Genomic DNA, 25,279 nt, shown 5'->3' on the forward strand with positions numbered 1-25,279 from the left:
CCCCGTACCGACCCCGCAAAACCGCCCCTAACACAACGAAGTCCCTGGTAAGTGAGGTAACGACCAAGAAAACCGTCACCAGGGACTCCGATGCTATTCTACCGCGCCAGGTCGGAGCCGTGGATTACCATTGACAACTCCGAGGCCATCCCCGCCGTCTTTTCTGAGAGCGCCCCGGCAGGGCCCCTGGGCCGCCCGTCCCGTCGTCACGGCCCGTCTGGGCCAAGCCGTCCGCGTCGTCGCCGGCGCGGGCATAGAAGGGCGAGGAGAATGAAGCGCATGGTGCAAGCGTGGGATGCCGTCCCTCGCGGCGAACGGGTGGAGCTGCCGCCCGATCCACGGGCGCTGCAAGGGCTGGGACGCAACCATCTGCTGCACACCGCGCTGGCCGATCTCGTCGACAACGCGATCGACGCCGGCGCGACCGACGTGCTCATCCGCTTCGTGCGTCAGGGTGGCTTACTGCGAGGGCTCTACGTCGTCGACAACGGCTGCGGGATGTCACCGGCGACCATCGACACGGCGATGACGGTCGGCGGCCGCCGCGAATACGGTGCCACGGATCTCGGACACTTCGGCCTGGGACTGCAATCGGCGTCGTTCAGCCAGGCGCGAGTGCTCACCGTGATGTCGCGAGCGGACGGCGAGGCGGCCGTCGGACGTCGCCTGCGCCTCGACGGCGGCTTCCACGCCGACGTCGTTCCCTCGCTCTTCGTCGATAAGGAGCTGCGACGCGCCTGGAACCTCCCCACATCGGGCGCCCGCACGGTCGTCCGCTGGGACGAGGTGACGCGGTTTCCCGCCACCGACGATCCCGAGCGGGTCGAGGAGTTCATCACCGACACCCAGCAGAAGATCCGCAACCACCTGGGCCTCGTCTTCCACCGCCTGTTGACGGCCCACCGGATCTCGATCGCATTGGACGTCGAGGACGTCGGGATCGGGGTCGCCCCGCCCATGGACGTCCACCCGGTGAACCCCTTCGGCTACCGCAGCACCGGAGCATCCGGTTACCCCGTGGGTCTCGAGGCCGTTCACGGTTCGACACCCGTCAGGTTCCACTGCCACATCTGGCCCGGGCGGTCCACATCGGAGTCCTTTCGCCTGACCCACGGGGGCGAGCGGCAGCAGGGCCTGTACTTCTATCGCCATGATCGCCTCCTGCAGGCGGGCGGGGACTGGGCTGGCGTCGCGACCGTGAGTCGGCGGCTGCAGCTCGCCCGCGTCGTGGTCGACATCGACGACGCGATGGCACCGATGTTCCTCATGAACCCGGAGAAGTCGATGGTGACGGTGAGCCCCGAGTTCACCGCCCTGGCCGAGGCTGCGGTCGCCGGCGACGGCACGACGTTCGAGGACTACCTGAAAGCCGCTGAAGACGCTTTCCACAGGTCGAACAAGCGTGAACGCAAGCGCCGCAAGATGGTCCCGCCCGGGCGGGGATTCTCACCGGAACTCCGCTCGGCCATCGCCTCCGAGGTCCCCTTCACCCACCCGAACGACCAGAAGATCGAGGTGAGGTGGGCTCGCTTTGAATCGGACGCCTTCTTCGAGGTCGATCGCGACCGGCGCGTCCTCTGGCTGAACAAGTCCTACCGCAAGGCCCTGCTCGGAGGTCGACGCGGGTCGGTCAACGACACCCCGGTGCTCAAGACCCTGCTCTACCTGTTGACCGAAGAGGTGTTCCAGGGCGAGCGGCTCGGCCCTAAGGACAAGGACAACCTCGAACTCTGGCAGGAGATCCTCACCGCCGCCGCACGAAGCGAACGGTGAAGCGGGCTGGAGGACCCGCACCTGCCTCGACGCCGGTCCGCGGGACCGCGTACGAGCGACTGCCGCAGAGGCTCCGAGCTCCGAGGCGGCGACGAACCACCGGATTGAGAGAGGCGACATGACGGACCACGTCACCCAAGCGTATTTGGGCGCGTTGAAATCGATGGACGTAACCGGTCCCGGGCCGATCCACGACCTCGCCGCCCCAATCGCTCCGGAAGCCAACGACGACACTCTGCACGAGCGACTGACCTCCAGCGACGACGCCCTTCGCCGGAACCTGCAGCACGCGTTGACGAGGTGGGACACGGCCGCACCCGGCCCACCCTGGACAGCAGAGACCCCGTCCTGCACCCGGGAACGTCGCCGGCACGTCTACGAACAGTTGAGGATCGCGGCAGGAGTGGCGGGGCTTCTCGACGAGTACTTCCCCCTCACACATGAAAGCGGCGACGTCCTGATCGCCGACACCTGGGAACGGTGGTACAGCGACGAGCTCCGGGACGCGCGCGGCTACTACTGGCACCACTACCGCGATCTCCTATTGGAGAAGTGGGAGGGCGATGCGGTCGCCCGGCTCGACGGGGCCACGACCGAAATCGTCCAACGGCTCTCCGACCCGACTCGAGAGTCTGCCTATCAGGCCAAAGGATTGGTGGTGGGCCATGTGCAAAGCGGGAAGACCGCCAACATCGCCGGCGTCACCGCGAAGGCCGTCGACGCCGGTTACCGGCTCGTCATCGTCCTGACCGGCGCCACCGACCTGTTGCGTTCCCAGACCCAACGCCGCCTCGACAAGGAGCTGATCGGGGTCGAGAACATCCTGCGCGCGCTCCCCCGACACGACGACGCGTTGCTGAGTCACGCCGAATACGGCGAGGATCCCGACTGGTTGGGTCAGCGCTTCCTGCGGCTCGGCGAGCTCCCCGACGACCACGGACGTCCGGGGATCGAACGACTCACCACCTACGGCTTCGACTACAAGAGCCTCAAACAGGGCATCTCCGCGCTCGACTTCCACCGGCGCGAAAGGCACCTCCCCTACTTCGCTCCCGAGAACCTGTTCGCGGGGGACGTGCGGATCGCCGTCGTCAAGAAGAACGGCACGATCCTCAAGAAACTGGCGGCCGACCTGGGGCTGGTGAAGGCACGTCTGGGTGACGTCCCCGCCCTGATCATCGACGACGAATCCGACCAGGCCTCCCCGAACACCAGCAACCCCGCGAGGTGGGAGGCCGACCGGAAAAGGCGCTCCGCCATCAACGCCCGCATCTCCGAACTGCTGGGGATGCTGCCGCGTGCGCAGTATGTGGGCTACACCGCGACACCGTTCGCCAACGTCTTCATCGACCCCCACGACGCCGCCGACCTGTTTCCTAAAGACTTCATCCTCGCGCTTGAGCGACCTCCCGGATACATGGGCGCCGCGGACTTCCACGACCTCGACGACAGCCGTCCGGACGCACCGGGAGGTCTCTCGGCGCAGGACGCCCACGTGCGACTCGTCGAAGACGACGACCAACGCGACGACGTCAGACTGCAGGAGGCCATGGACGCCTTCGTCCTCTCCGGAGCGCTGAAGCTCTACCGAGAGGCCCGAGGAACCGTCACGTTCCGGCATCACACGATGCTGATCCACGAAACGATGACCAAGGCCGACCACTGGGAGAGCGCGAAGCGGATCCACGGGATGTGGCGCCGGGCCGGGTACTACACGCAGACCTCCCACCCCCGTCTACGCCGGCTTTTCGACACCGATTTCGCCCGCGTGAGCAACGAGCTCGCCGACGACCACCCCGTGCCCGGCTCCTTCGACGACCTGCTTCCCTACATCTCCCGAGCGGTCGGGCTCATCGGCAACACCCAGACCCCGGTGTTGGTCGTCAACAGCGACAAGATCGAAGACGACGGTCGCGAACAGTTGGACTTCGACACCAGCGAACACGTATGGCGCATCCTGGTCGGCGGCAACAAGCTCGCCCGCGGCTTCACCGTGGAAGGGCTCACCGTCTCTTATTTCCTGCGCAAGTCCAAACAAGGCGACACACTCATGCAGATGGGGCGATGGTTCGGATTCCGCCGGGGCTACCGTGACCTCGTGCGGCTCTACACGACGCCCGACCTGTATGAGGCGTTCGAAGCGGTCGTCCGCGACGAGGAGTTCTTCCGCGATGAGCTGCGCCAATACGTCGCTCCCCTCGACGACGGAGTTCCCCAGGTTACTCCGCAAGACGTTCCCCCGCTCGTCGGCTCCCACCTGCCGCGAATCAAGCCGACCGCGCCGAACAAGAGCTACAACCGCGTAATCGCGAAGCGCGGAACACTCAACAAGGAACCCAAGAGCGGTTATCCCTTCCTGAAGAACAGCAGAGACCTCCGGCATAATGTCGCGACCTTCGAACCGCTGATCCAACTCGTGACGGAACGGGAACAACGCGAGTTCACCAAGGGCGACGGGACGGCCTCGCTTACGGCTTGGTCAGGCGAAACGAGCCACAGCGAGATCGTCGAGGTGCTCGCCGATCTCCGATGGTCCAACGACAGTGCTTTCCAAGCCGACCTTGCCTGGCTGCGGGATCTCGGCCCCAAGGAGGTCGCCGGCTGGCACGTGATCGCACCCCAACTGACGGCTATCAGCCCCCAAGCTCTGATCCGCAGCCGCGGACCGTTCAGCCTGCACACGCGGGGCGTCGCCGACGGTCTGCTCCTGGCCAGGACACCGCCGCGCGACCGGACGGCCGTCGAACCGCTGCTGCGGCCCGCGGATTCGTCCTCCCCCGGACATGCGGTCATGATGCTCTATCCCATGGTCGCAAAGGATGCTCCCCCCAAGACGAGTGGTCGTGACGTCGATCCCGGGACCGTGGTCATGGCCTTCCGGCTCATGCTCCCTCCGACGGCGGCGCCCGCCGACGGTCCGCTCATCACATTCACCAACAAGAACGCGCCCAAGAACGACGCGCGTTGACCTGCCCGCACCGACTGCTCATGTCCCTAAGCGCAGCGGCGCGCGACCCAGGCCGACGGTCGGAGGTGGGCAGTCGCAGTGTGGTCAGAACTCCGTCGGGCGGGAGGCGTCGTCGCGGCTGCGGCGGCGCCTCCCGCCCGACGGCCGTTCAGCCCCCGTCGGTCGCAACGTGGCAGGGGAAGAGTCCCCGACCTCGGGGTGCGGCATCCAGTCCGAGTGAAACCCGCAGAGGCCATCCCGATACCCCGAGGCGCCGCGTCACGACCGGCGCCGGGTGGCCGCTCGCGCCAACGCGCCCCGCCCTGGCCGCGCTCCGCGGTGAACCGACCGTCACACAGGTGCAGGTCAGCGCTGGCCACCGCACCGACAAACGGCGTCCTCCGTGCGCCGATGACCTGTGTGCCCCGAGGGCAACACGGCCGCCTCCGCCGGTCAGGTAAATGCGCTCGCGCGGGTTCAGGGGCCGGCGCTGCACTGCCGGGGCGCGACAGGCGCGTGGCGCCCGGTCATGGGGCATCGTGAACTTTCTCCGCCATGAACGGACCGTCGCGCCTTAGACGGTCTCGCGCCGTCTCGGTGTCCTTGGTGAAGAGGACGACGGCGAGTGAGCGCGTGGCTCGTGAACACGAGACATAGAACAACCGGAGGGTCCGTTCCAATGTATTGTCTTTTCCTAGCTCTTTGTTCTGGATGTCAGTTTCAGTGAGGTCTTTGAGCCCGAAAAGCTTCTCATAGGAGAAGTTGGTGCCTTTGCTGCGGTCGTCTTCCAGAAGCACCAGCACTCTCGGGAATTCGGCTCCCTTGACACCCTGCTGTGTCTGGTAGGAGGTCCGTCCTTCGATGTAGTCCCGGTAGGAAACCACCTGACGGGCTGGACAACCGAGGTAGGCGGTTATCACTGCTTCGAGCTTTTCGGAGTCCCTCTCGCCGGTTTGCCCGTTCTCCTCTCCACCGTCCTCAGGAAAGTGATCGGCGATGGCGAGCGTGTCGTCATCGCGCCTGAGGTGGGGCAGAAGCCGCCGATCGAGACGAATCAATCCCGTCTTCGCCAGGTGCTCCAGCACCTCCCGTACGGTCGCCTGACTTCCCTCGCTCAGGAGGTCCGCCAGTGTTGCGGCGTCTCGTTTGAGCTGGGGCAGAACCTCGACCGAACTTGTGCCCTCGACGAAGGCATCCAGCGACCGGGAGTAGCGGCGCAGCAGAGCCATCGCGGCCACCCCCTCCTGATCGCGCACAGCCTCGGCCAACGGGATGATGCGCTCCAGAAACGGCTTGAGAGCCCAATGGGTTCCTTCGGCGAACCGTTCACGCTCCCGTTGCGCCGTGGCGAAAGAGTCGTACAGTTGCTCGAAACCGAGTCGGCGGGCAGCGAGCCGATGTTCCAGCACGAGGACCTTGACCGCCTCGTCATGGTTCTCCGTCCAGGCGGGGTCCTGTTGCTCACGGGCCAGATAGCTGCGGACCTGCGCCAGTTGGGTCTCGTCGTCTCCCTCTTGATCGAGAACGAAGAGATCGGCGTGCCCGGGCATGGTGGGCCCTCCCGGTCCCGGTATCTGCTGCAGACCGTCGTCTGTGGCCGACTGGCTTCGAATCGTGTTGATGACCTCGAGAATCAACCGAGGACAACGCCAATTCTCCGGCTTACGGATCACCGTCCAGTCGGACGCCGGCTCCACGGTGCCCGCACCGATGCCATAGACCTGCTGCATGGGGTCGCCGAAGAAGCCCAGACAGAACCGGCCCTGTTCGCTTCGCTCGATTGCCGTGAACGCGGAGACCGCGGCAGCGGTGGTGTCCTGGCTTTCGTCCACCAGCAGATAGGGAAACGCCTGGGCGGTGATGGCGGCCAGGTTCGGGTGGCGCTCGATGAGTTCGGGGACCATACGCAGGATGTCGCTGTGCCCGAGGATTCCACGGCCGTAGTCCTGAGCTGCCCCGTAGGTCAAGCGCAAGTCCGGATCCTGGAGCTTCTCCAGGTCTTCCCGTAGCCGCCTTATGGCCCGATCATTGGCCACGCGCGTGGCCGCGCGCGTCCGCGGCCTGGCGTTGCGCTCCTGCTTGTCCCGTATCAGCTCCCCGACACGATGCCGCATCCACTGCCGCATGGCGCCCTGGAACGGCCGCGCCACCTCCCACAGGAAGCTGTGGATGGTCGAGACGTGGAAGCAGCCGTCCGTACCGATGTCCTCTCGGATCTCCTCCACGGCGTTGTTGGTGTAGGTGATGCAGGCGATTCGGCGTCCGCCGCGTCGCAACCGGGGCCCCTGAGTACGGCCGAGGTGATCGAGGGCTTTGACGAGAGAGGTGGTCTTGCCCGAGCCGGCGCCGGCCATGACGATGAAGGCGGATTTGCGGTCGTCATCGAGCAGGGCGCGGATCGCCTTGTCGGCCTCGGTGTCGTCCTTGCCGAGCCGGTTACTCACTGGGCGGCCTCCGTACTCAACCGGCCGTCGAGCCACTCCAGTCCTCGCTTGATATAGCCGGGAGTCCGCCAGTCGTCCAAATCCACGAGAGTCAAAGCGAAGTTGGTCTTGCCTCCCCGTGGTCGGCGAGCGAACTCGTGCACCGCGTCGAGAACCTCGGCAAGCGTCAGGTCGGCACTCAGACCCAGCGGTAACTCATCCGCCCGCTCCAGGGCCCATTGGAGGTTCTCCAGGAGGAAGGCCTCCTCGAAGGTGCGGCCCGCCACGCTCTGCGTCGACTCCTGCCACATGCACGGTTCTCTCGTCTGGTAGGTCACCCGCACGCTGGCCTGAGGATCTTCAACCTGGACTTTGTCCTCCTCGGGGATGTCCAGTAGTTTCTCGATGTCGACCTTTCGCGGCAGCCAACGCTTGAGGGTCGGATTGCAGGTCCGGGCACCGGGTTCATCCGTCCGGCACACCGCCCCCTTTGGGCCGTTCACGCTGTCCAGATCGGTGATGATCAAGGTGGGGAGCCCGAGGAACTCCACCAAGGAGCGAAATCGGAACGCGTGGGACCCGCTGACCTCCAGAATCGACACGTGAGCACGCTCCAGTGCGGTCAGGCGGGGCGTGTGACTGTCGATCATCCGGGGCAGCAGCAGCCGCTCGGCGTCGCCTTCGGCGAGCACGACGGCGTCGGCGAAGAACAGATGACAGTTGGTCAGTTTCAGGAAGCGTCGGAGGAAGTCGGCGTTTTCGCCCATGTCGACCCGGGACAGGTCCCTAACCTCCACCGCGGGAGCGCCGTCATGCCATCCGAGCCGTCGGAAGTACCGAATGGGTTTGAATCCGGTGTTGTGAATGATGTGCGGAGAATGGGTCGTTACGACGAGCTGAGTGTGGAACCCTAGCTCCGCCTTCTTATCCGCATGGTCACGCACGGTTTCGAGGAACCCTTGCTGCAACTGGGGATGCATGTGGGCCTCGGGCTCCTCGATCATGACCATGTGCAGCGCGGGCTGTTTGACGTCAGCCTTCGACCACTGAGCGTACATGTCGATGATCTCGATGAGCATGTAGAAGAGGTTTTTGTACCCCAGCCCGTTGTAGCGCTCCGGTAGTTCTCGGGGAGTGCCGTCGCTGTTGGGGGCGAATTCGTAGTGCACGGAGGCGCTGTCGGTGAGAATACTGTCGTTGTCGAGACGGCTGCGCACGACCAGTCTCGGTGCCTCTCGCAATCCTGGATAGGACATTTGATGCAAGGCGCTGAAAGTCTCGCTCAGCGTCTGTTCGAGATACTGCTCGTAGCTCATCTCCGAGGCGCGCAATGCCTGGAGGGCGTCGTGGTCGACCTCGCCGGTGTTGATGTTGCGCTTGTAGAAGCGCCGCAGGTGGCGGGACAGGTCGCGACCGTTGGAGGTCGAGTCGTCGGACAGAAAACGCTGAGCGTCGACCATGTCCACGCGGATCAGTTCGTCAAGGTAACGCTGGGCCGAAGCCGTCGAATCCGCCAGCGGCCCCGCCACGCGAGTGCTTTGACGATGATGGAACGACGCCGGGTCCAACACGTGGTAGCTCAGCGTGTAGGACTCCTTGAGCGTGCGGTCGAGATATTGCCACATACTCGCCGGCCACGGCTTGTAGCCGCCGTCCGCTCCCTGCTGTCCGCTCCATCTCGACTCATCGGCCTTCTGCCGGGCTTCCCGGTAGTTGGCCAGCAACGCGTCGTGTCCGTCTTTGGGGCCGAACTCCACTCGCAGGGCGACCTCGGTGATCTCTTCGTCCAGATCCTGGAGGGTCATCAACTCGACGACCCGGTGCCAGTCTTCGCGCTCCACTTCCAGCAAGAGGTCCAGCATGATGACGGGGAACGCCGCCCCGTTGTCGGCCTGCTCGAAGTCCGCCCAGCACCCGGAGTGAAAGTCGTAAAGCGTCAGGTCGCGCCCCTTGTTCAGGAAGAAGGAACGGAAGATGTGCGTGACGGAGGTCTTTCCACTGTTGTTCGCTCCGACGCAAACCGTGGCCTTGTCATCGAGATCGATCGTGACCGAGCGAAGCCTGCGAAAGTTCTCGACGCGGACGGCCTTTATACGCATACATACCTCTGGGAACATGAGTCACACACCGAGCACGGCCGGATACAGAGCGGTCGGTCGGCACCGCGCATCGCTGGCCGACACTCGCTCAGGGCGGAATCTTATCTCAGTTCACAGAAGCACACTGGTTTTTCGAAACGGTCAGAACCGACATGGCAACCGTCTTCGAGTGATCGTCCACGGCATTTCGCTACGGCCGAACGCTCAGCCCGCCTGGTGAGTGTTCGAACCGGCCCGCCTCGCCCACTGAGGTGATCCCAGCGAATTCGGTTCCAGGAACCGACGAAGCACGCAGAAGCGACAGACGGGTAGGAGTGTCCGTTCCCCAGACATAAACGTGGTCGGGTAGCCGGGAGGAACCTCCCCTCCCGGCCCCACGGGCAGCGCAAAGTCGGGTGAGGGCGGGGACGCACCTGGTCACGGACCTGTGACGATCACGGAAAGCCCTGAGGACAGCAGAAGAGCCCTTGTACAAGGACGGACAGACCTGACAAGTCACCGCCCCGCACAGGAGCTCTCGTGCCCCAGTCTTGCATGCCCGCACCCGCCTTCGCCTCCCCGATCGCGCCCTCGGCCGACCCCCGCGCCGCCCGCGGGATCAGGCACCCGCTGAGCTGCATCGTCACCATCGGGCTGTGCGCGGTTGTGGCCGGAGCCCGCTCCTTCGCCGCCATCGGCCAATGGGCCGCCCACGCGCCCCAGCACACCCTGGCCCGCCTAGGCGCCCGCACCGTCTGCCCCGCCCTGGGCCTGCGCCGGGCACCCTCCACCGACACCATCCGCCGCGTGCTCACCCGCCTGGACCCCGCCCGGCTCACCGCGCCCGCCGACGCCGGGAGAGCGCCGTTTCTGGCGCTGGACGGCAAGACGCTGCGCGGCTCCGCCCTGGACGAGGCGGGCCCGGCCCACCTGCTGGCCGCGATGACCGCCGAGGGCCACGTCGCCGCCCAAGTGCGCGTAGACGCCAAGGACAGCGAGATCGCCCACGTCGCCGAACTGCTCACCGACCTGGACACCCGCGGGGTGATCGTCTCCGGCGACGCCCTGCACACCCAGCGGCCCACCGCCCGCTACCTCGTCGAGCAGGCCGGCGCCCACTACGTGCTCCAGATCAAAGGCAACCAGCCGCGGCTGCACGCCCAGGCCAAAGGGCTTCCCTGGGCCCAGGCCCCCGTCCTGGTGCGCACCCGCCAGTTGGGCCACGGCCGCCGCGAGACCCGCACCGCCAAGGTCCTGGCCACCGGCGGGCTCCAGTTCCCCCACGCCCGCCAGGTGATCCGCATCATCCGCACGAGCACCGAGATCACGACCGGCAAGACCCGGCGCAGGACGGCCTATGCCGTCACCGGCCTCGACACCGCCCGCGCCGGCCCCGAGCTGCTGGAGCGCCTGATCCGGCGCCATTGGCGGATCGAGGCGCTGCACTATCTGCGCGATACCGCCTTCGGCGAGGACGCCTCGCGGGTGCGGTGCGGCCATGCGCCGCAGAACATGGCGATGCTGCGCAACCTCGCGATCCCGGTCCTGGCCGCGCTGGGCAACTGCCGGTGGATCAGCGAGGCCATCCGCTGGGTGTCCTACGACGCGTTCAATCGGCCACTCGACCTCATCGGACTTCCCTGACCAGCACGAACCTGACGACACCCCGACTTTGCGTTGCCCGTGTCCCGGCCCCCATAGATCCCGGCGTGACGGTCTCCCGTCACCGGGCTCCTCTCGATCTCACCATCAGAACTCGGGAACCCACTGCCAGTGCGCGAAGAACCGCGGATGCCGACGAACCGTTCGCCTCCACGCCGTGTGCGCCTTCTGGAAGATCCTCAACCGCCGATACTTCTTCCGCATCCACCACACCAGGTAGACATTGATGCGTCTGAAGGGCGGATATAACTCCGACCGGTAGAACCGCCCGTAGTAGTTCATCCACCCCGACACGATCGGATTGATCGCCCGCGCCAGGTCCTGCTCGGTGAGCGTGGTACGCCGGTGCAGCCGCCAGGACCACACCTGTTCACCCATCCTCTTGATGGCGGCCCTGCTGACGCCGGCCGGAACCCTGTGAACACGCGCCCGCGCTTGCTGCGCACACCCCGTGCCCGGAACGTGAAGCCCAGAAAGTCGAATGCGGTGTGCTCATGCGAGCCGCTTCGCCGTCCGTCCTTGCAGTACACGATCCGTGTCTTGTGCGGATGCAACTCCAGCCCGACCTGTTCCATGCGCTGAGCGGTCGCCGCTGCCACCATGCGGGCCTGGCGCTCACTCCGGCAATGCACCACCGCGCCATCGACATAGCGCTCGAACGGCACAGCAGGGAAACTGCGCGCCATCCACACGTCGAAGGCATAGTACAGGAACAGGTTGGCCAGAACGGTGGAGACCGCCGAGCCCTGCGGAGTTCCGCGGTGGCGATGATCCGCAGAGCCGTCGGGCCTCTGCACGGGTGCCGCCAGCCACCGCTTCACATAAAGCACGATCGACGGCTGGTCGGTGTTGACCTCCACCGCCGCGACGATGAGATCCCAGGGGCTGTCGAAGAACTTGGCGATATCCCAGTCGATCACCCAGTCGAACGACCAGCAGCGCTCCCGGCACCTGCCCACCGCATCCAGGTCCGATCGGCCCGGCCGGAACCCGTAGGAGTCGGGGTGGAACCCCGGCTGCGCGGCACTCTCCAGGCGGGCGGCCACCACTGTCTACGCGATTCGGTCCGCGACGGTGGGCATTCCCAGCGTCCGGGTTCCACCGCCGTGCCGCTTCGGTATCTCCACCGCACGCACCGGAGGAGGGAAGTAGCTGCCCGAGGACATCCGGTTCCAGATCTTATAGAGGTTGTTCCTCAGATCCTTGTCGAAGTCCTCGATCGAGCAGCCGTCGACTCCCAGCGCGCCCTTGTTGGCCCGCACCTTCAGATAGGCATTCCACACCCCGCGACGCCACCAGCCCCGCCGACCTCGCCACTCCCTTACCACGGACCAAAAATCCTCACCAGCGATTGAACAAAAAACCGCGTCCGGATCCGGACAGTCCCATGGGTGCCGTCAATACACGTTCTCTGGTCATCATCAAGGACGCAAGGATAGTGTTGAACAGGACGGATCGTGCTCGTGGATGAACTCCTCCTTCCCCCTCAACCATCCGTTTCTCCACTACAGGCCGAACCACCTGAGGATTCCGGGGCGCGCACCTACGCCAAGTACAGCTGGCAGGCTTGTATGGCAGTGCGCGACCTGCTGGGCCTCGTCGGCGCCGACATCGAAGACGGAGTTGGTACCGAAGATCCCTCCGCTCCGGTGCGCGCGATCATGTGCGAGTGGTGGGAGGACTGGATCGTGGTGAATTCGGATTGCCACGAGCTCGTGTCGGCGAAGCACCGGGACCTGGACCAGGGTGGCTGGAAACTGGCCACGCTGACCGACAAAGGCGGCCTGGCTCATCTTTACAGGAACTATCGAAGTCTTGGCGGGAACATCCCCAGCCGCATCGTCAGCAACCAGGCCCTCCTAGCGGGCCAGCACGGGTTGGGGGACCTATGCCAAAGATCGGACGACGCGAACGGATCGCCTTCTATCCGTCCGGGAGCGGACCAGGCGCGTAAGACCGCTTTCGCCGTCGCGAGGTATCTCCTCCACCACAGCGAGGCCGCAGGAATCGATGGCGACGACACCACAGGAAAGTCGAGCAACGCGCAATCGTGTCGGCCGGGTGAGAGCTTGCACAGCAAGGTCGAGGTGTTTCTGGCCGGACTGACGCTCGACCTTCCGCTGCCTTCTCGCTCGGAGATCGACGAAGTCGCCCCCCAGCGTTACGTGCGCAAGGTACTCGAGTCGCTGGGCCACTCTCCAGACGCAGACATCGAAGTGTGGCGGCACCTAGTCGAACTCATGGCGCAGTGCATGCGCGGCAAGGGCGACTCGGCTTGGGGTGGCCTGACCGAGAGCGTGCAGCAGCTGCGAAAGACCTCCGACACTGGCGAACTTCCGGCGCCGCTCCAGCGTCGCAGGTTCACCTCCGCACAGGCCCGCACCGCGATCGACCGCATAGCAGGCCGTACACGTCGCCGTCGGCCTCTGCCTCCTGCCCCTCCACGGACCATCGTCGGCCTGAAAATGAAAGCAGGCGGCTGCCGACCGACCGCGATAGCAACGGCCGAGCGCCACATGAGCCGCTGGGAACGCGCACGCACCGAGGAGGTCGACGACTCCCCCGGCCAGCACGCTCAGGTCGAGGCTTTCGAGGATGAACTCAACTTGAATCTCCACGACCTGGAGCACGAAGTCACCGCTGACACCTCTACGAATACTCCCTATGGGGCCGACTTATGGCAGAAGGCGACGCTTATCCCTGTGGACCAACTACCTGAGCTTCCCTTCACGATGGACCGAAAGCTCATAGTCGGTGCTCTGGCCACGGAGATCAACGCCTGCCGGTTCTGGTTGAGCGAGGAGTTCGACGCCCACGGGGAGCTTAACGCGGCAAACGAGGAGTACCTTGCCGCCCAAGACGGTGGCGCCACCCAAGAGGGGGGAACCTCGTGAGCCACACAGCCGTCACCGTGAGCCATGCTGACCTCTTCCAGCGCGACCGTACCTACCACGAACTCCGCATACTGTTGCTGGTCGACGCGGTCGCCCATGCCCACCCGGAGCCAGGCGCCATCGACGGGTTGACCAAACTGGCCAAACTCGACTTCCTCGTTCGCTATCCGATGCTCGCGAGCCGCGTCATCGACGGCCTCTCCGCCGGCGATGTGCTACTACACGCGGACAGCCCCGATGCGCGTGGAGCCGAATCACCGATGATCCGTTATCGCTATGGCCCTTGGGACGATCGGTACTACCCGGTGATCGGGGCCCTTCTAAGTCGCGGGCTGATCATCCGCGGAGGGCGCACTCGAGGCCGGATCGCACTACGCCCGACAGAACGCGGTCGGGCGATCGCCACCGCGTCCGCATCCTCAGCCCAGTGGAACGACGTCGCCGACCGCTGTGCCCTCATCGCCAGGCACGTCGGGAAATTGACCGGCACCCGGCTCGCCGGAATGATCCAGGAGAAGCTCCCGGAGATCGGCCGCAGTGCCTTCCGGGAGGCGATCCAGTGAGCACCACCTTCCTCATCGAGGCGCTAGAGGTCATCCCGTACTCCGGCCATGCGGACCGGCGCGAGTTCGGCCCTGGGCTCAACGTCATCGTGGGCGATTCCGGAGCCGGCAAAAGCACGCTGTTCGAGTTGGCCAGGTTCGCACTCGGCGGCGACGCCCAGAAAACACCGGTCTTCGAGGAGGACGTACGCGAGGTAGTCGTATCGATCGTTGCCGGGGACCGCCAACTCGCGCTCTCCCGAGCCACGCACGCCAAGCCCGATGTCGTCCGGGTATTCGACCGCGTCACCCAGGAAGTCGAAGGTAGCTACCGTGTGACACGGCACGGTAAGGACACCGAGGTGATCGGTAAGAAAATGCTGGAGTGGTTGGGGATGCCCACCGATGTCCCCATCCCCGGCAGCGACCCACCGAGCGTGCTGACGTTCTCCGACGTATGGGCGTTCATACATGTGACCCAACCCGAGATCGACCGCAGCATCGCCCGCCACGACGCCAACGCGCGCACCAACCGGCGACTACGCGCCTTCGAGATGCTGTTCGGACTGGTCAGCCCCGAACTGCTCGCCCTCAATGGGCTAATCTCCGAGGCCAAAGCACAGCTTCGTGAAGCGAAGGCGCGCCACACCACAATCACCTCGTTCCTGGAAAACGGTTCTGTCCCTCCCAGGTCCGACCTTCGGCAACACGCCAGTGCGGCACTCCAGCGACGCGAGCACTACACAGCAGAACTCGAGCACCTTCACTCGGAAAGCGGCGTGCGCAACGACCGGGTGACGCTGTTGCGCGGCCTGCTTACCATCGCCCAGGGCGACGCGGCCGACGTCGAGGAGGAGATCGACCAGTTAACGCGCGTCCAGCAGGACAGGACTTCTCGCATCGACCGGCTCCACAGGGAGATCACGCGGCTGGAACGTTTCCAGCATGCGAACGGTGCCCTCGCCGACGTGGAGTTCGCGGTCTGCCCACGATGCATGCAATCCATCGCGGAGCGCCACGTAGAAGAAGGCGCGTGCCGCCTGTGCCTGCAGCCCGAACCCGAGCCAGAGGCTCCCAGGCGCCGATCAGGTAGATCCCGTCAGCCGAGCGCGCCCGACGACGCCCTTCCGCTCGTTGTTCCCGACCGCTCCAGCGCACAGGCGGAGCAGCTCGCTACGCAGCGCGAAGAGACCAACCGGTTGCTGATGCTCGGAGAGCGCGAACTCCATGCGCTCCGAGATCGCCAAGAGAGCATCATCGCTGACATTGAGAACCTCCGCGCCGAGATCGAGCGGCTGTCCGAGGATGCGGTCACACCACGCATCGACGAGCTGACCACAGTCACCCGCCTCCTGGCCGAAGCGGAGAGCGCCGAACGTCAGGCCGAGGAATCGCTGCGGCTGTGGGACGGCCTTGATGACGTCTCGGCGGAGGTGAAATCGGCTGAGGAGACCAAAAACCAGCGGGAGCAGGAAAAGAAGGACCTCGAAGATTCCCTCCAACAGTCGCGCGATACATTGTTCGCCGATCTGTCCCAGATGTTCACTCACTACCTCAGGAGGTTCCGGGCTCCGAACGCTCGGGAGGGGCATATCGACTCCCAGAATTACCTGCCCTATATTGACGGCAAGAGGTTCGACCGAATCAGTGTCGGGGGCGGCAACCGGACCGTCTTCATCGTCGCCTACTGGCTCACTCTCCTGAGAGCATCCCTACAGGAAGAGACCCGGTTGTTTCCCGCCTTCCTGGTACTCGACTCACCCCAGAAGTCGCTGTCTTCCGACGGGGAGAGCAGTAAAAGCATCTACGATGCACTCCAGACGCTCGCCGACTCCTCCACCCCGCCTGGCAAGCCGGGTCGGCGGGTCCAGCTCTTTGTGGTCGACAACCAGTCACCCCGCGGATTTCGGACTGATGGTGAGCTGATACACGTCACCTACGAGGAGCCGGCGATCCGCACGATCCCCCATCCCGGGCCGCAGGATGTCCGTACCTTGGAAGGCGCTGACCCGCTGAACGAGAATTGATCGAATCCTATGACACCGCGCTCGCCGCGGCGAACTGGGTCGAAATGCAGGCGCGCCCCCGAGGGGAGGACAAAAGGTATCAAACCGCGACCTATCAAAGCATGACCGAGGCTTCAATATGGTGAACAGAAAATCTATCGGAGCAGGGGCCTCGCTCCAAAAACAAAGAGGTGAGGCGAGCATGCGTCTGTCCAGAGTGAAGATCACTAACCACAGCCGCTACATGAAGGCACGGGGATCTCGGCACGGGACCTGTTTCTGGGTGAGCCGTTATAATGGCAGGTTGCGGCATTTCGCGTCATTCAACGAAACGGACTGAGCGCGCCTTTAATCTGCGAGAGTGAAAACACCAGGTAGTGAGCGCCCCCGGGCTCAGCAGGTGCGCCATATCGCGGCACCGAAACGGAGCTATGGTCACGCTGCCGTCCTTGCGAGGACTCCTTGCTGGCCTCGCTGCTTGACCAGCCTGCCCCAGCGCTGCTTCCGGCCGAAGGCCGCGGCGATCTCTTCACCAGTGGGCAACGAACCGTCGTCACGCCGGTGCTCTAGTGCCCAGACCCAGGCCTCGACTTGAATAGCCGGCACGGCCGCTCCCCCAGGCTCGACAGGCCCGAATGTCAGGGCCGTACCGTTCTCATCTCCGACAGCATGGAGCCCTCCACGGGTGCGATCTTGCGCGCCTGCGGTGCTGGTGTCCCTAGTCGGCTTCAGAGCGTCAGTCTCACTCTTTCCGATCGCCTCATCGTCTGCGTACGCCGTGCGCTCGCCACGGGCGGCTACGCGGAGGTGGCGCATGAGCAGTTCGTACGCGCCCATCAGGGCGAAACTCGGCCACGCGTGGATCACCCGCGACCACACCGTCGGGTCGGCCACCGCGACGTTGGCCGCCAGGGACGCGGCACTGCCCACGATCAGCAGCATCCACGGCAGCACTCCCCCGCGCCGCCCCTGGCGGGCGTCGCTGAGCAGGGACATGGAGGCGGCGACGATCATGCCGTCGACCGACAGCGGGAACAGGCCGGCGCGCCAGGCGGGCTCGCCGTGGCGCAACGCCAGCTCGAACATGTGCGCGTAGGACACGACCGCGGCGATGGCGGCCAGCAGGCAGACGGTCGCGACGGTGGTCCAGCGCGAGAGGGGCGAGGTGTGCATGGCGGGTCACTCACTCTTTTCCCTGGTGGAAGGAACGGTGAGGGAGCCGCCCGCAGCCGCGCTACAGCGCGTGATGAGGGCTCGAACGCCGCGATCCGCGTGGGAGACGGCGCTCCCGGCCCGGCGCACTGGGAGACGAATGGGAGACAAGAATCGCGCCCACCCGCCCTCAACGGCCACGAACGGCTCCCAAGAGACCCACCTGACCTGCCCGGACACCGGAACGGGCCGGTCACGGAAACGGCCCGACTACCTTGACACGGTAGAGGTCACAGGTTCGAATCCTGTATCGCCCACCAGTATCAGTGCAGGTCAGAGGCCGCTTCGGCGGCCTCTTTCCGTTTCCGCCCCTTCCGTGGAGACGAGTGGGAGACGATCTCTCTCCCACTCCCCCACCGAACCCCCTTCTTCACCGGGGGTGCACGGTAGTACTCACCGAGCCGCGGAACCGTCTCCACGACCCACTCACGCTCGGTTTCTTTCAGGCTGTGCATGCTTCGACGCCAGCTTTGATGGAGCACAGTGCGCACCCCCTCTTCCATCGCCGGAGTCACGCATTCGTACACATCGCCCATCCCCCCGCATCCGGTGCCCCAGCCGGGCGGCCGTGATCGACCTCTGGCTGCGCGACCTCGCCACCTTCTTGAACAAGGCCTAACCTGGCAAGCGGGAGCGGAGATCGGCCCGTCGGCCGCCGGATTGCGCACCGGCCGGCGGCCTGCGGCGCTCACGGGTGCGAGGTAGGGAGACAGCTGGTGGAGGCCCCGCTCGAACAGGCGCGCGACGCCTACGCCGAGTTCCGCTGGAAGGACGCCTATGCGCAGTTCCGCGCCGCGCGGGAGGCGGGGGGACTCGGTATCGAGGACCTGGCCGCGCTGGCCGACGCGGCGTGGTGGCTGGGCCGCAACGACGAGTCCCTGACGCTGTCGGAGCAGGTCTACCGCGGCCACCTGCAGTCCGAGGATGCCGCCCGAGCCGCGCAACTCGCTGTGGAGGTCGGCTTCCTCTGGCTGCTCCGGGGCGAGCCGACCATCGGCTCGGGGTGGCTCAGCCGCGCCAACCGCCTCCTCGACGATGTCCCCGAATGCGGGGCGCACGGCTACCTGCGCCACCTTGAGGCGGCCGAAGCATTGGACCAGGGCAGGCTCGCGGACGCGCTCCAGGCGGCCCGGTACATACGCCGGGTGGCCGACCGGTGCGACGATCGCACGCTATACGCGGGGGGACTCGTCACCGAGGGCATCGCTTTCGTCAAACAGGGGCGTGTCGCCGAGGGCCTGGCGGTGCTCGACGAGGCGATGCTGCCGGTGCGCGCGGGAGAGGTCGCGCCCAAATGGGTGGGCAACCTGTACTGCCAGCTGATGAGTCTGTTCATCGAAACGGCCGACGTCCGCCGTGCACGCGACTGGACCGCGGCGACGGAGCGCTGGTGCGACCGGCACAGCAGCCCCGCGATGTTCGCGGGCGTCTGCCGGCTACACCGCGCGCAGCTGCTGCGCCTCGCCGGGGCGTGGCGCGACGCCGAGCAGCATGCGGCGCAGGCGTGCCGGGACCTCGCCGACATGAACGTCGAAGTGGTCGCGGAGGGCCACTACGTGCTCGGAGAGCTGTGTCGACTCCGTGGCGACCTCGCCGGCGCGCAGGCCGCCTACGACAGCGCGGACGAACTCGGCCGGGATCCGCAGCCGGGCCGGGCTCTGCTGCAGCTCGCCCGGGGCAACGGCGCTGCTGCCGACAGGGAGCTGCGCACCGCCCTAGCCGGGACGGACCAGCCGCTCGGTCGGGCGCCCCTGCTCAGCGCGCAGGTCGATGTCGCGGCAGCCGCAGGCGACGCCGACCTGGCCCGCCGAGCCGCCGGCGAACTGGGGGACGTCGCCGACCTCTACGGCACGGCCGGTCTGGTGGCCGCCGCGCGGCAGGCCTGGGGGACGGCACGACTGGTCATGGGCGAGGCGGAGCGCGCCCTGCCGCTGCTGCGGGACGCGACGCGCCGGTGGCGCGCACTGGACGCCCGATACGACGCGGCGCGGGTCCGGTGCCTACTGGCGCGGGCGCTCCACACCCTCGGCGACGGAGACGCGGCGGTGCGCGAGCACGCCACGGCGTCAGCGGCGTTCGCGGAGTTGGGCGCGGCGGACCCGGCGCGTGGGTTCGCCGCAGCTCCCGAGGCCGACGCCGCAGGCGAGGGGGTGCTTCCCGGCGGCCTGTCGCCGCGGGAGGCCGAGGTGCTCACGTGCGTGGCGGCGGGCCTCGCGAACCGCAGGATCGCGGGCACGCTGGCGATCAGCGAGCGGACGGTCGAACGTCACCTCGCCAACATCTTCCGCAAGCTCGGCGTCGCGTCGCGCACCGAAGCGGCGGGCTACGCGTTCGAGCACGGGCTGGTCCACCCGCGCGGCTCATAGCCTGCGCAGCTGCCGGGTTGCCGGCTGGTGCGGTCGGCGCTGCGTGGAAACACCCACGGATCGGCCCGGCGGATGCGTGGTTTCGCGGAAGTCGTCGCGTGTCGCCCACGCGCATGCTGGATCCGACCGGAAGCGACCGACCGCCGACGAACCGGAGGTGTTGTCATGACCGCGACGACGATCGACGAGCAGCGGGTCCAGCAGTGCGTCGAGCGCTTGTTCGGGGCGTACGTGGAAAGCATGCTCGTGCTGATGATCGACCTGGCAGACCGGACCGGCCTGCTGGATGCGCTGGCCGCGGAATCCGGGACGAGCGCGGAGGTGGCCGGCCGCGCGGGTCTCGCCGAGCGCTACACGCGCGAGTGCCTCGGCGCGCTGGTGACCGGAGGTCTCGTCGAGTACGATCCCGCTTCCCAGCGGTACACGCTTCCGCCCGAGCACGCCCTGTGCCTCACCGGGGACGGGGCGACGAACGTGGCTCCGGTGAGCCGGATGCCGACGCTGCTCGCCCACTACGTCGCCGACGCGGCGACCGTGGCCCGCGAGGGCGGCGGCATCCCCTACGATCGGTTCCGGCCGGAATTCACCACGGTTATGGACGGACTCTCCCGCGCGACGTTCGACCAGCATCTCGTCGAATCCATCCTGTCGGCGGCCGACGGTCTGACCACCGGACTCCACCGCGGAATCCGGGTCGCCGACATCGGCTGCGGAACCGGCCACAGCACCGTCGTCCTTGCACGCGAGTTTCCGGAGTCGGAGTTCGTCGGCTACGACTTGAGCGACGACGCACTGGCCGCCGGGCGCGCCGAGGCCGCCGAGGCCGGGATCGCGAACGTCCGGTTCGAAAACCTCGACATCGCCCGGCTCCCCGACGACCCGCCGTTCCATGCGATCGTCGGCTTCGACGTCATCCACGACCAGGCGGACCCGGCCGGCGTCCTCCGCCGGGTGCACCGCGCGCTCGTACCGGGCGGGGTGTTCCTGATGATGGACATCAAGGCCTCCAGCAGGCTCGAGAACAACGTCGCCAATCCGCTGGGGCCACTCCTGTACTCCGTCAGTACGCTGCACTGCATGACGGTCTCGCTCGCCCAGGGCGGAGCCGGGCTCGGCACGGTGTGGGGCGAGGAGCTGGCCCGGCAGATGCTCGCCGAGGCCGGCTTCGCGGACGTCACCGTCCACGAGGTGCCGGACGACCCGCTCAACCAGGTCTATGTGGCGCGTACGGCGACCGCGTGAACCGAACGGGGGCACGTGATCCGGTGGGTGGTGACCTCCAGTGCCCCCGCTCCGGCGACACCGGGGTTCCACGACCGCTGTGGAACCCCGGAAACGCGTTTGCAGCCGAGTGCAGCGCCTGTGCAAGGGCCGGCGTCCTCACCCGCGCTGCGGACCCGATACGAGGGGGACCGGGTTCGCAGGCCCCAACGGGAGGTGGCATGCGGCCGTGTGCGTCGGGTCGGCGCCGTGTGCCTCATTGGGGGGAACCTCCTCGGCGCACACGTCCTCGGCACGCCAGCACCGGGTGCGGAACCGGCATCCGGACGGCGGATCGATCGGCGAAGGCACCTCGCCGCGCAGCAGGATGCGCCGCCGGGAGGTGCTCCCGGAGCCCACGGGGGACGGCGCCGAGGACAGCAGCGCCGCCGTGTAGGGGTGGCTCGGGTTCGCAAAGATCTCCTCGGTGCGGCCCGTCTCGACCACCTTGCCCAGGTACATCACCGTGACCCGGTCGGCGACGTGGCGAACCACCGACAGGTCGTGGGAGATGAACACATACGACACGCCCAGTTCGGCCTGCAGCTCCGCCAGCAGGTTCAGCACCTGCGCCTGCACGGACAGGTCCAGGGCGGACACGGGCTCGTCGCACACGATGGCGTCGGGCTTCATCGCCAGCGCGCGGGCGATTCCGACGCGTTGCCGCTGCCCGCCGGAGAGCTCCTGCGGGTAGCGGCGGGCGTCGCCTTCGCGCAGCCCGACCATCTCCAGCAGCTGCCGCACCCGCCGGTCCCGGCCGCCGCGAGGCACGAGGTCGCGGTGGGTGCGCCAGGGCTCACCGATCAGCTCGGCGACGTTCAGCCGCGGGTTGAGGGAGGCGAACGGGTCCTGGAAGACCATCTGCACCCGCCGACGCCAGGCCAGCAGTTCCCTTCCGCGTAGCGAGAGCGGGTCGACGCCGTCGAAGCGCAGCGTACCCCGATCGGGCCGCTCCAGCAGGAGCAGCACGCGAGCCAGCGTGGACTTGCCGCAGCCCGACTCGCCCACGAGCCCCAGGGTCTCGCCGCGCTCCAGGCTGAGGTCGACTCCGTCGAGGGCGCGCAGCCTGGTGGTGCCGGATGTACTCTTGGGCACCTTGAAGCTTTTTGTCAGGCCGCCGGCCTGAAGCAGGGGCCCCGGCCGCGGCACGGTGTCAGGCATGGGCCGCCTCCTTCCAGTAGTGGCAGGCCGCCGCGCGGCCCGCGCCGGTCTCGGACAGCTCCGGCCGGTGCGTGGCGCAGTCCTCGCGTGCGATCGGGCAGCGGGCGCGGAACGCGCAGCCGGTGGGTACCGCCCGCAGGTCGGGAGGACTTCCGGGGATGAACCGCAGCGGCTCTTCTCGGTTCCGGCTTCCCGGCACCGAGTCCAGGAGTCCGCGCGTGTAGGGGTGCCGGGGGTCGGCGAAGACCTCCCCCACAGGGCCGGACTCCACAAGGGATCCGGCATACATCACGCCTATGTGGTCGGCGTGCTCGGCGGCGACCGCGAGGTCGTGTGTGATAAGGACCAGCGCCGTGTCCTGCTCGCTCCGCAAATCGTGCAGCAGCTGCATGATCTGGGCCTGCACTGTGACGTCGAGGGCCGTGGTGGGCTCGTCGGCGATGAGTACGGAGGGCCGCAGCGCCACCGCCATTGCGATCAGCAGGCGCTGGCGCATGCCGCCGGAGAACTGGTGCGGGTAGGCGTCCGCGCGGGAGCGCGGCTCGGGGATGCCAACCCGCTCCATGAGTTCCACCGCCTTGGTCTTGGCCGCTTTGCGGGACAGCCGCTCGTGGATGCGGAAGGGCTCGGCGAGCTGCGTCCCCACGGTGAACACCGGATTCAGCGCGGTCAGCGCGTCTTGGAACACGATGGCCAGGCCGGGGCCGGCGAGGCGGCGCCGCGCCGCGGCGCTCAGCGACAGCAGGTCGGAACCGTTGAGCCGGATCTCTCCGCCGACGACGTCGGCGACCGGTTCGAGCAGCCCGGCGATCGCCTGCGCCGTCATGCTTTTGCCGCACCCGGACTCGCCCAGCAGCGCCAGCGTCTCGCCGGAGCGCACGGAAAAGCTCACGTCGCGGACGACGTGCGCGGTCCCTTCGGGGGTGCGGATGTCGACCGAGAGCCGATCCACTTCCATCGCCGCCGTGGCGGGCGGCGGCGCCGCTTCCGGTGTCGCGCTCATGCCTGTGCCTCCTCGGTCGGGGCCTCGGCGCGGCGCCTACCGCGCGGCACGGTCAGCCGCCACCGCTGTGCCGGGTCGGTCGCCAACCGCGCCCACGAGGCCAGGGTGGTCGCCGAGATGGTGGTGATGACGATGGCCAGCCCCGGAAAGACCGCGGTCCACCATGCCGTCTGCAACTCCTGGCGGCCCTGCGCCACCATCAGGCCCCAGCTCAGATCCGGCGGCTGGATGCCGATGCCGAGGAAGCTCAACGACGACTCCGTGAGGATCACGAAGCAGAAGTCGAGTGTGGCGACGGTGAGCAGCGTGGGCAGCACGGTCGGCGCGACATGGCGCCGGATGATGTCACCGCTGCCTGCGCCGAAGGTGCGGGCCGCGTCGACGAACAGCCGGCTCTGCAGCTCGGCCGACTCGGCGCGGGCGGTGCGCACGTAGACCGGCAGCCGTGCGATCGCGATGATCAGGACGAGGTTGGCGATGCTGGGCGAGAACACGTAGAGGACGACGACCGCCAGCAGCAGGGAGGGGAAGCTGAGGATCACGTCGGCGATCCGCATCGACACGCTCTCCCGCCAGCCGCGGTGGTAGCCCGCCCACATGCCCCATACCGAACCCAGCGTCAGCGACAGGGCCACGGCGGGTACCGCCACCAACAGGGTGGTTCGAGCGGCGACGACCAGCCGGGCCGCGACGCTGCGGCCCAGCGAGTCGCTGCCGAGCACGAACGGCCAACCGTTTTCCAGAGTGAACGGCGGCAGGCTGGTCGAGCGCAGGTTCTGCTCGGTGGCGAGTTCCCCGAGCAGGAAGGGTCCGATCGCCGCGCCGGCGGCGACGGCCACCAGTACCAGGGCCGCCAGGCAGGCGAAGCGGTCCTTGAGCAGCAGTGCGAACAGTCGCGGCGGCTGCGGCGCCGGCGGCGCCTCGGCCGTGGAGGCCGCGGAAGCGGCGGAGCCGAGCCCGAGATCTGCATCGGCTTCGCTGTGCGTGCCGTCTCTGCGGGCCTCGTTTCCGTTCGTCATGCCATCACCCCCTGGCGGACGCGCGCGTCCAACAGCGCGTAGCAGACGTCGATGAGGATGTTGAGGGCGAAGATCGCCAGCGCGGTCAGCAGCACCGCCGCCTGTAGCACCGCGAAATCACGCTCCAGGATCGAGTCGATCATCAGCTTGCCGATGCCCGGCCAGCCGAAGATCGTTTCGACGACGACAGCGCCGTTGATCATGCTCACGGTCAGATCTCCGGCGACCGTGAGCGCCGGGGCGGCGGCGTTGCGCAACGCGTGGCCGAAGATGACGCGCTTCTCGTCGGCGCCCTTGCTGCGCGCCACTTTGGTGTAAGGGGCCGACAGCGCCGAGACCATGGAGCCGCGCACCACCTGGACGAGGACGCCGAAGGGGCGGATGAGCAGCGTGAGGATCGGCAGCACCCACGCCGCCGCCCCGTCGGTGCCCGAGGTGGGCAGCCAGTTCAGTGTCACGGAGAACACCAGCACCAGCATGATGGCGAACCAGAAGTCCGGCACGCTCGCCGACGTCGACGACAGGAAACTGGCGGCCCGGTCTGCGGGCGAGTTCGGGCGGTAGGCGGCCAGGCTGCCGATCACCACGGCGGCCGCGATGGCGATGAGCATCGTCGTCCCGGCCAACTGCAGCGTCGCCGGGAACGCCTGCAGCACCGCCTGGGCGGCGGGCTGGGCGGTCCGCAGCGACTCGCCGAAGTCCAATCGGGCGATCTGGCCGAGGTAGTCGAGGAACTGCACGATGACCGGCTGGTCGAACCCGTTGCGGGCCGCGAACTCGGCCCGCATCTCGGGCGTCGCGCTGAGCGGCAGGTACAGGTTCGCGGGATCGCCGGTCAACCGCGCCAGGAAGAAGACTCCCAGGATCACCACGAGGAGCGGCAGGGCGCTTGAGACGATACGGCGCCTCAGGAAGGCGAGCATGGACCGGAAT

General features: G+C 67.0%; 18 protein-coding genes and 1 tRNA gene. 9 read left to right on the forward strand and 10 right to left on the reverse strand.

Annotation, left to right across the window (positions count from 1 at the left end; translation table 11 throughout):
- The first annotated feature begins 270 nt into the window (after positions 1-270).
- Both ABD284_RS01180 and ABD284_RS01185 read left to right on the forward strand, forming a co-directional pair.
- Entirely contained in the window at positions 271-1,773 is a 1,503-nt protein-coding gene (locus ABD284_RS01180) for an ATP-binding protein (protein ID WP_344139962.1), read from the forward strand.
- Between the two features lie 118 nt (positions 1,774-1,891).
- Positions 1,892-4,741, forward strand: coding sequence for a Z1 domain-containing protein (locus tag ABD284_RS01185; RefSeq protein ID WP_344139966.1), 2,850 nt, complete (start codon positions 1,892-1,894; stop codon positions 4,739-4,741).
- Between the two features lie 506 nt (positions 4,742-5,247).
- Here ABD284_RS01185 and ABD284_RS01190 read toward each other — a convergent pair.
- Both ABD284_RS01190 and ABD284_RS01195 read right to left on the reverse strand, forming a co-directional pair.
- A complete protein-coding gene (locus tag ABD284_RS01190; protein WP_344139969.1) occupies positions 5,248-7,164 on the reverse strand; it encodes a UvrD-helicase domain-containing protein in 1,917 nt (638 codons plus the stop codon).
- Positions 7,161-9,242, reverse strand: coding sequence for an ATP-dependent nuclease (locus ABD284_RS01195; protein ID WP_344139972.1), 2,082 nt, complete (start codon positions 9,240-9,242; stop codon positions 7,161-7,163). The genes ABD284_RS01190 and ABD284_RS01195 overlap by 4 nt, the downstream gene beginning before the upstream one ends.
- A gap of 519 nt (positions 9,243-9,761) precedes the next feature.
- On the opposite strand from ABD284_RS01195, the gene ABD284_RS01200 reads away from it, so the two are divergent.
- On the forward strand, positions 9,762-10,865 hold the full coding sequence (locus ABD284_RS01200; protein WP_344139975.1) for an ISAs1 family transposase: 1,104 nt from the start codon (positions 9,762-9,764) through the stop codon (positions 10,863-10,865).
- A gap of 105 nt (positions 10,866-10,970) precedes the next feature.
- Here the strand turns inward: ABD284_RS01200 and ABD284_RS01205 are convergent, their stop codons facing one another.
- From ABD284_RS01205 to ABD284_RS01215, 3 genes are read right to left on the reverse strand one after another with little or no spacing between them, the layout of a single operon-like run.
- Complete coding sequence (locus ABD284_RS01205) at positions 10,971-11,261, reverse strand: group II intron maturase-specific domain-containing protein (RefSeq protein WP_344139978.1); 291 nt, start codon at positions 11,259-11,261, stop codon at positions 10,971-10,973.
- Positions 11,162-11,929: a reverse transcriptase domain-containing protein gene (locus tag ABD284_RS01210; protein WP_344139981.1), complete on the reverse strand. Its 768-nt coding sequence runs from the start codon at positions 11,927-11,929 to the stop codon at positions 11,162-11,164. The genes ABD284_RS01205 and ABD284_RS01210 overlap by 100 nt, the downstream gene beginning before the upstream one ends.
- 6 nt (positions 11,930-11,935) lie before the next feature.
- A complete protein-coding gene (locus ABD284_RS01215) occupies positions 11,936-12,166 on the reverse strand; it encodes an RNA-dependent RNA polymerase family protein (protein WP_344139984.1) in 231 nt (76 codons plus the stop codon).
- A gap of 180 nt (positions 12,167-12,346) precedes the next feature.
- On the opposite strand from ABD284_RS01215, the gene ABD284_RS01220 reads away from it, so the two are divergent.
- From ABD284_RS01220 to ABD284_RS01230, 3 genes are read left to right on the forward strand one after another with little or no spacing between them, the layout of a single operon-like run.
- Positions 12,347-13,777, forward strand: a complete 1,431-nt coding sequence (locus ABD284_RS01220; RefSeq protein WP_344139987.1) for a hypothetical protein — start codon at positions 12,347-12,349, stop codon at positions 13,775-13,777.
- Entirely contained in the window at positions 13,774-14,340 is a 567-nt protein-coding gene (locus ABD284_RS01225; protein ID WP_344139990.1) for a hypothetical protein, read from the forward strand. Before ABD284_RS01220 ends, ABD284_RS01225 begins: the two co-directional genes overlap by 4 nt.
- Positions 14,337-16,346 (forward strand): AAA family ATPase, encoded by a 2,010-nt coding sequence (locus ABD284_RS01230; RefSeq protein ID WP_344139993.1) that lies wholly within the window; start codon positions 14,337-14,339, stop codon positions 16,344-16,346. Before ABD284_RS01225 ends, ABD284_RS01230 begins: the two co-directional genes overlap by 4 nt.
- Positions 16,347-16,760: 414 nt before the next feature.
- Here the strand turns inward: ABD284_RS01230 and ABD284_RS01235 are convergent, their stop codons facing one another.
- On the reverse strand, positions 16,761-17,498 hold the full coding sequence (locus ABD284_RS01235; protein ID WP_344139996.1) for a DUF2637 domain-containing protein: 738 nt from the start codon (positions 17,496-17,498) through the stop codon (positions 16,761-16,763).
- Between the two features lie 225 nt (positions 17,499-17,723).
- Between ABD284_RS01235 and ABD284_RS01240 the strand changes: the two genes are divergently transcribed.
- The 3 genes from ABD284_RS01240 (at position 17,724) to ABD284_RS01250 (ending at position 21,145) form a co-directional block, all read left to right on the forward strand.
- Positions 17,724-17,797, forward strand: a tRNA-Val gene (locus ABD284_RS01240).
- 456 nt (positions 17,798-18,253) lie between these two features.
- Positions 18,254-19,903 carry a LuxR C-terminal-related transcriptional regulator gene (locus ABD284_RS01245; RefSeq protein ID WP_344139999.1) on the forward strand — a complete coding sequence of 550 codons (1,650 nt, stop codon included), beginning with the start codon at positions 18,254-18,256 and terminating at the stop codon, positions 19,901-19,903.
- 165 nt (positions 19,904-20,068) lie between these two features.
- Positions 20,069-21,145: a methyltransferase domain-containing protein gene (locus ABD284_RS01250; protein WP_344140001.1), complete on the forward strand. Its 1,077-nt coding sequence runs from the start codon at positions 20,069-20,071 to the stop codon at positions 21,143-21,145.
- Positions 21,146-21,283: 138 nt separating this feature from the next.
- On the opposite strand, the gene ABD284_RS01255 is transcribed toward ABD284_RS01250, so the two are convergent.
- Genes ABD284_RS01255 through ABD284_RS01270 form a run of 4 tightly spaced genes read right to left on the reverse strand, consistent with a single transcriptional unit; the run spans position 21,284 to position 25,269 of the window.
- Positions 21,284-22,258: an ABC transporter ATP-binding protein gene (locus ABD284_RS01255; protein ID WP_344140003.1), complete on the reverse strand. Its 975-nt coding sequence runs from the start codon at positions 22,256-22,258 to the stop codon at positions 21,284-21,286.
- Between the two features lie 58 nt (positions 22,259-22,316).
- Complete coding sequence (locus ABD284_RS01260) at positions 22,317-23,327, reverse strand: ABC transporter ATP-binding protein (RefSeq protein WP_344140006.1); 1,011 nt, start codon at positions 23,325-23,327, stop codon at positions 22,317-22,319.
- Positions 23,324-24,346 carry an ABC transporter permease gene (locus ABD284_RS01265; RefSeq protein WP_344140009.1) on the reverse strand — a complete coding sequence of 341 codons (1,023 nt, stop codon included), beginning with the start codon at positions 24,344-24,346 and terminating at the stop codon, positions 23,324-23,326. The genes ABD284_RS01260 and ABD284_RS01265 overlap by 4 nt, the downstream gene beginning before the upstream one ends.
- Positions 24,343-25,269, reverse strand: coding sequence for an ABC transporter permease (locus tag ABD284_RS01270; RefSeq protein WP_344140012.1), 927 nt, complete (start codon positions 25,267-25,269; stop codon positions 24,343-24,345). The genes ABD284_RS01265 and ABD284_RS01270 overlap by 4 nt, the downstream gene beginning before the upstream one ends.
- Positions 25,270-25,279: the final 10 nt, after the last annotated feature.

The sequence above is a fragment of the Streptomonospora arabica genome, assembly GCF_039531585.1.
Taxonomy (GTDB): Bacteria; Actinomycetota; Actinomycetes; order Streptosporangiales; family Streptosporangiaceae; genus Streptomonospora; species Streptomonospora halophila.

What these genes read in the sequence shown, in the direction of transcription:
- ABD284_RS01180 (WP_344139962.1), top strand. Translation starts at nt 271, where the DNA reads ATGAAGCGCATGGTGCAAGCGTGGGATGCCGTCCCTCGCGGCGAACGG.
- ABD284_RS01185 (WP_344139966.1), top strand. Translation starts at nt 1,892, where the DNA reads ATGACGGACCACGTCACCCAAGCGTATTTGGGCGCGTTGAAATCGATG.
- ABD284_RS01195 (WP_344139972.1), bottom strand. Translation starts at nt 9,242, where the DNA reads ATGCGTATAAAGGCCGTCCGCGTCGAGAACTTTCGCAGGCTTCGCTCG.
- ABD284_RS01205 (WP_344139978.1), bottom strand. Translation starts at nt 11,261, where the DNA reads ATGGGTGAACAGGTGTGGTCCTGGCGGCTGCACCGGCGTACCACGCTC.
- ABD284_RS01235 (WP_344139996.1), bottom strand. Translation starts at nt 17,498, where the DNA reads ATGCACACCTCGCCCCTCTCGCGCTGGACCACCGTCGCGACCGTCTGC.
- ABD284_RS01250 (WP_344140001.1), top strand. Translation starts at nt 20,069, where the DNA reads ATGACCGCGACGACGATCGACGAGCAGCGGGTCCAGCAGTGCGTCGAG.
- ABD284_RS01260 (WP_344140006.1), bottom strand. Translation starts at nt 23,327, where the DNA reads ATGAGCGCGACACCGGAAGCGGCGCCGCCGCCCGCCACGGCGGCGATG.
- ABD284_RS01265 (WP_344140009.1), bottom strand. Translation starts at nt 24,346, where the DNA reads ATGACGAACGGAAACGAGGCCCGCAGAGACGGCACGCACAGCGAAGCC.
- ABD284_RS01270 (WP_344140012.1), bottom strand. Translation starts at nt 25,269, where the DNA reads ATGCTCGCCTTCCTGAGGCGCCGTATCGTCTCAAGCGCCCTGCCGCTC.